Annotated in this window: 4 protein-coding genes; all 4 read right to left on the bottom strand. The window is 66.1% G+C overall.

Features of this window, described 5'->3' with window-relative positions:
- Nucleotides 1-1687, bottom strand: a 1687-nt coding sequence (locus tag CV1CTNOD_RS23525) for a vWA domain-containing protein (protein WP_131788134.1), incomplete at its 3' end; no start/stop codon positions are given.
- Nucleotides 1684-4035 carry a hypothetical protein gene (locus CV1CTNOD_RS23520; RefSeq protein WP_131788133.1) on the bottom strand — a complete coding sequence of 784 codons (2352 nt, stop codon included), beginning with the start codon at nucleotides 4033-4035 and terminating at the stop codon, nucleotides 1684-1686. The genes CV1CTNOD_RS23520 and CV1CTNOD_RS23525, both read right to left, overlap by 4 nt.
- Nucleotides 4036-4088: 53 nt before the next feature.
- Entirely contained in the window at nucleotides 4089-4934 is an 846-nt protein-coding gene (locus tag CV1CTNOD_RS23515; RefSeq protein ID WP_131788132.1) for a hypothetical protein, read from the bottom strand.
- A gap of 464 nt (nucleotides 4935-5398) precedes the next feature.
- Nucleotides 5399-6164 (bottom strand): PP2C family protein-serine/threonine phosphatase (locus tag CV1CTNOD_RS23510; RefSeq protein WP_131788131.1); only part of this gene is annotated, 766 nt, incomplete at its 5' end.

The raw sequence follows: 6164 nt of genomic DNA, 5'->3' as shown, positions 1-6164 counted from the left end.
TAGAGTAGCCGATCGCCACGCCGGGCGACCTTCGCGCAGCCCTGGTGACGTCCCCGACCACCCGGGACTGGCCCGGGGAGAACCGGGCCTGGGGCAGCTTGCCGACGCGGCGCGGCTGGTAGCGCACGAGGATGTCGGTTCGACGAGGTTCGCCGATGTCCTTGGCACGCCGGCCGCGCACAGATCCGGTTCCAGGAACGCTGAGCCGGTGTTGCGGACTGATCCTCATTTTCCGTCCCGACAGCTGTACCTGTACGGTCCGGCCGTTTGCCCATTCCGCCGACAGGACGCCGGTCAGCGTCGGGTGCCGCCACACCCATCCGAGGGCAGCCACCCCGGCGACCGCTGCCGCCAGCACGGTGAGCAGCAGCAGTCCGGGCAGGCTCCAGCCGGCATGGTTCGAGCCACGCAGGGAGGTACTCTCGCCCGCGAGGTGCAGCCGAAGTGGTAGCCCGAAGTCATGATCGGTCACGGCCTGCCACGGCGAGTCGATGGTCGCACCCAGTCGTAACTCACTCGTGACGGTTTCGGACCGACGGACCAGACCGGTGGCGTGTTGTCGCCAGGTCAGCGTGACCGGAATGGTGACGCTCTGCCCCGGCGGCAGGGTTATCCGAGGCGGGGTGCCGTCCACCCGCACTTCCGGGTCGGACGACGCGATCGAGACGTCGGTAAGTTCTATCGGAAGCCGTTGGGTCTGCGACGTCAGCGTCACGTGCGTGACCAGTCGGGACGCCGCCGGATCCACGTCGGTCAGTTGCGGTTCCCAGGAGACCGTGATCTGGTCGAGCACGTCGGCTGCGAGCACGTCGGCGGCTTTGTGCTTGCGGGTGTCGTCCTTGACGTGGTCCAGGTAGGCGGGCAGTTGGTCAGGGGGCAGCGCGAGCACCGTGGTGGTGGGCAGCGCTCGCTTGAGTTGGCCGGCGCCGTCACGTGCCTGATCGCTGTCACGCAGGGCGACACCGTAACCGTGGACCTTTGTGACGTCGAGTTGTTGTCGCGCGTTGTTCCCGAGCGCCTGCCACGGGTTGTCGTCCCCAGCTGGGAAGTCACTGTTGGGGGGCGGTTCATGTCGTCCGTCGGTCAGCAGGAAGACCGCGGCGACCGGGGACGCGTTGTGGCGGGCGAGTTCGTTGACCGCCTCCTTGATGGCGGCGCCGATGTCGGTGCGTTCTCCCGTGGGGGTGTTGGGCAACCGGCTGACCGCGCTGCCTGCGCCGGCCGCGGGGCCGGAGTAGAGCACGGACGGAGCGACGTCGAAGCTGATCAGGACGAAACGGTCGCTGGGCGCGAGGTCGGCGACATAGCTTCGCAGGAAGCCACATACCTGGCCGAAGAGCCCGCCGGCCGCCATCGATGCCGACGTGTCGACGAGCACGACGTAGTCGGCCGGAATCTCGTCCAGGTGCAGTGCGGCCCTGACGGTGTCCCGACCCAGCTGCGGGACAGCCGAGCCGGAAGCCGGTGCCGGGGGAAGCGCGGCCGCCGGCAGCATGCCGAGGCCGATACCGACGGTGCCGACGGCGACTACCAGGGTGAGCGTCACGGTAAGAGTCACGGTGACGGCGAGAGTAACGGCGGGAGCGAGCCATCGAGTGGGCATCGTCGCGGGTGCCGCGGTGAGCGACATGATCGTGCCGGATCCGCCCCAGGCCCGGATCCTTGCCGGTAGGTGATGGCGACTCATGGCAGCTTGTCCGGTCTGCTGTTCCGTGTCTGGTCGGGTTGCCCTCTGTGCTCCCGACCGGTTCCGCCTACCGTGCCCCGGAGCCAGCGGCCTGTTCTGCTCAGCCGACCCGGCTTGGTCAGTTCCGGGTACCTGCGTTCGATCAGGGTCTCCCAGGCTGCCGCCGAGGCGAGCTTGGCAAGATCTGGCCGGGTGTCGAGGAACGTGGAGACGGCCCGTGCGGCCGGTCGACCCTCGGTGGCAGTAGCTGTTGTGGCGATTCCGTGGAGTAACAGGAGTATCCGGTCGACCGCCTGCGGCGACTGTGGCCAGCCAGTATCTTCGATATGTTCCACCAGCCGCATGACGACTTGACCGGGCAGTTTTTCGCTTCTCCGGTTCCTGTTAGCGGTGTCGTTTCCGCATAGTTCCTCGAACGAGGTGCTGAAGGAGTTGACGTAACGGTCTCCTGATCCCGAGGATCCTTTCACGCGTAGGTACAGTGCTCTGCGTGGTTGCGCGTTGAACGCCAACAGGAGCAGGTCCAGGATTGCCTCGAGCTCGTCGGTTCTTGCCGGGTCCGGGGTGGCTTGGCGCAGTTCGTCGATCCATACCGGGTGGTCTGCCCACCTGAGCCGGGGTGCCGTGCGAAGCAACCAGACCAACGCGTATGGGAGCAGTTTGGCAGCCGGCCTGTGGCCGGCCTGGCGCGCCAGCCGTAGCAGGGCGAGGACATAGGCGCGCCTCTGCTTTTCGTGCGCTTCGGCCGTGGAGATGGTTTCGAGGCTCGGTGCGCCATCGAGGACGTCACGGAACAGACGTAGTCTCTCCCGCAGCGGGTCGGAGGTCTCCAGCCATTCCAGTCGGGCTCGAACCTGCTCGGCCGTTGTGTTGCTGTGAGGTTCGGTCATCTGCCGGATCAGCTCGAGTGCCAACTGCGCGGGCGCGTTGTGGGTGATGACGGCCAGCACTTGTTCGTCGGTGGTGACGGTCGCCTGCCCGGCGAGCAACCGGCGATGGGAGAACTGTTCCAGGACGAGGGTTGCGGCCGTGGCACACCGCTGCTGCTCGGACACCATCTGATCGATTAACCATCTGGTTCCGTGAGCTTCCTGCCGGGCTGTGCTGGCATCCAGCAGGGTCGCGAGCAACTGGTCCGCGAAGCCGAGATCGTCGGCCAGGCCCAAAAGCCGCTTCAGTGCTGTTGAATCCGACGCGTGCACCCAGAGAAGATTCCGGCCGGCTACCCCCACGGCGGTCACCAGCCACCGATGCAGTTCCCCCGACACCGGATTCTCGGCCGCCCACCGCTGCCAGGTCCGCTTGACCAGCTCCAGGTCCTCCGCGTCCGCCGCTTCGAGCAGGAGCCACAGAGCCTTGCGTTGAATGGTCGGGTCGAGCTCGTCAATCCGCTTGGTCAGCAGCAACCGGCGCAGCTCGTCGATCCTTGCTGTGCCGTTTCGAATGGACTGGGAGGCGGAGAACCTCGGATCCAGCTCGGCAAGGCAATGTAGGGCGTAGCCCGGGTCGTCTATACGGTGCGGTTCCACAGCCGAGGCAAGGTATTCGACGATCTCGCGGATGGTCCTTCCGTGCTCGAGCAGGATCACCAGCAGATCGAAATAGTGGGCACACCTGATGTCGGGGAAAGGTGGTTTGTCCGGGAGTGGCCAACGGACGGTCGTGTGCCCCGGCCGGGGACGGTTCGTGAATGCCAATCTGATTCTGTGGGCGCTCCCGCCGTCCGCCCAGGTACTGGCAACCAGTTTCGACCGCTGACCGTAGGGAAGTAGCGCGGCGACCGCGTCAAGAAAGCGCAACCGCCGCGCCATCTGCTCGTCGGGGTCGCCGGTCGGGCCACCGAGCACTGACACCGGGTGGGCGAGCAGCAGGGCTGCGGTGGCCGCCACCAGGGTGAAGCCGGACTGACCGAACTGTTCGATGGAGGTTGCCACGTCGCCGGCGTCCAGCGGAGCGAGGGCAACCGGCACCGGTGCGCTGCTATCGGGGCGTTCGGCGATTCCGGCGTCGCGGACCGCGGAGTACAGCGCCGCATAGGAGGCCGGGGTGGCTGTCAGGTCGGCGAAGGGGACACAGAGATAACTGGTCGTCGCGATCGGCCTGCGCGCACCGTCGACCTGGTCGGACCAGGTACGCACAGCGATCCCGAGCACGGTTCCTCCGTTGCGGGGCGCGTAACTCACCGTCACCCACGGCAGGGCATCGGGCACCCACTCCTCGATTGACCGTGGTGGTGGGGTGCCGGGCGTGAAGCGCCGCAGGATCTCGTCGAAGCCGGCTCGGGGGAAGAATCCCCCGCTTGACCGCAGTACGGCATACTCGTCGTTGCTGTTCGGTTCTTTTCCCATCAGTGCCCAACCAGCCGACACGGTCGTGTTCGGATCGTGCGTGGTCCGGCCTGTCACGTTCTGGGAACGGATTGGCGGATCTGTTTCTCCAGCCACAGGAAAGGCTCCAACACGTTGATTGGCATGACCTGACCGCGGATGCGGGCTTCGCCCCCGGTGGTCGTCTCGACGTTGGTGAAGTCGCGCCTTTGGAAAACGCCGCTCGCGCCGATGTAGAAGCCGATGGCCGAGCTCACAAAATAGCCCACCCGTCGGGTGTGGAAGTACCGTTCGATACTCTTCAGGACAAGCGGGGCGGAAGCACCGTCCCGGTCGTTGCACAGCTTCTGGAAGAACTCACCCGCGAGGTTGTCCGGGACCGTTGGGGTCATAGCGCGGTCGTCGCCGGTCAGCACCACACCGTGATGGTGTGCCTTCCGGAAGACTGTCGGATCATCGAATTTCGTGACACAGACGGCGAGATGATGTGGGAGTTTTCCATCGCTCAGCCGGCCCATTTCATAGGACCGGCGGGCCAGTTGTTCCAGCGTCCGTTGGAAGAACTCGTAGGAATCCCGTTCGCGGACAGGGTCGAAAAGATACACGATCCCGTCGCACGCTGCCAGGTGCTCGAGAAGCTGATTGTCGGGGTCCTGGTCCTCCGGCTCGTCGAAGGCATCCAGCCCGTCTTCCTCCGCGAAGAGCGACGACTCCCCGAATCTGATCGAATTGTCCGGCGCGCTGGCGAACATGCCACCGCTGACGTCGAGCAGCTGTACCTCGAAGACCGTTTGGTCGGACGCGGTGGCGCGGCTGAACCTGCGCCACCATCCCTTACCGCCGCGGGTGGGGCTGACGAAGCGCCACCGTAGTTCCTTGATGCCGATGGTCGCGCTCGGGAAGGTCCGGCGCCGGTTCATGAGGCTGGTGTTGGCACTGAGGAAGTCCGACGCGGCGTCGTTGACCCCGGTGATGAGCCAGCCGTCGTCGTTCGACTGGTTGACAATGGCGATCTGTAACGCGGCGAGGAAAGTGGTCTTGCCGCTCTGCGGAGCACCCCACAGACCAATACGCGCGACGTTGGTTGTTCTTCCGTTGTTGTCACTGGAGGAGTCCCGGATCGGCGCAGTCTCGCGGACATGCGTCAGTTGTGGTTGCAGAGATTAACGGCGATCTGTCGTTGATGATTGGATGCTCCCGCATCGCGACCACCGAAGGTTCCTGTGTTCCGGGCAGGGCCCGGGAAAGTGGCCAACCTAATATTGCCAAACTGATGATCTTATGATCAAAAAATCGGATCCGGCCACCGAAGTATCGATTACTCCTCGAATAGGGTCAAGTTTACTGCTCGGCCATGGGTTGAGGTCGGACGCGGCAGAAGCGGTCATCGCGGGGAGGCGTCAGCCACCAGGTCGGCGACGACGATGGTGGTGTCGTCGCGGGCGCCGGCCATCATGGCTGCGTCCACGAGCGCATCCGCGGTCCGTTCCGGGCTCAGGCTGCCCAGTTCCATCATCAGCCCATCCAGCTGCTCGGGCGTCATGACCTTGGTGATCCCGTCGCTGGCGAGGACGACCCGGTCGCCGGCCCGCACGGGCTCCTCCAGCAGATCCAGCTCGACTTCCTCGTTGAGGCCGATCGCGTTGAGTAGCGGTCCGTTCTTGATGGCGTGCGGTGTCGTGAGCCGGCGCGGCCGACCGCGTCCGGGCTGCAGCCACACGGAACTGTCACCCACGTGCGCGACGAAGAGGGTCTTGCCGGTGTCCCGTTGCCGGCCCAGCACGACGACGTCGAGGGTGCAGGCCATACCGTGCCAGGAGGGCTCCTCCCGGGGCTTCTCTCGCACCGTCCGGTTGGCTCGCTCGAGCGCTCCCCGCAGGCCGTCACGCGGGTCGGCGGCATACTGCGGGCGGAAGCTCGCCACCGTCGTCACCGCCAGGGTGGACGCGATCTGTCCGGCCGCTTCGCCGCCGACTCCGTCGGCGACCGCGAGCAGGCCGTCGACGACGACGAAGGCGTCCTCGTTGGGACCGCCGCGCTTGCCGCGCCGGGTCCGGCCGGCTGCGGCCAGTCGCAGCGCCGCCGACGTGGAGACGTCCGGTTCGTCGGCGACCAGCTGCTCGCCGGTGGGGCCCGGGGGCGCTGCGACT

Source organism: Protofrankia symbiont of Coriaria ruscifolia (assembly GCF_900634745.1).
Taxonomy (GTDB): domain Bacteria; phylum Actinomycetota; class Actinomycetes; order Frankiales; family Frankiaceae; genus Protofrankia; species Protofrankia californiensis.
This window is presented reverse-complemented; position numbering and strand designations above follow the sequence as displayed.

What these genes read in the sequence shown, in the direction of transcription:
- CV1CTNOD_RS23520 (WP_131788133.1), bottom strand. Translation starts at nt 4,035, where the DNA reads ATGGGAAAAGAACCGAACAGCAACGACGAGTATGCCGTACTGCGGTCA.
- CV1CTNOD_RS23515 (WP_131788132.1), bottom strand. Translation starts at nt 4,934, where the DNA reads ATGAACCGGCGCCGGACCTTCCCGAGCGCGACCATCGGCATCAAGGAA.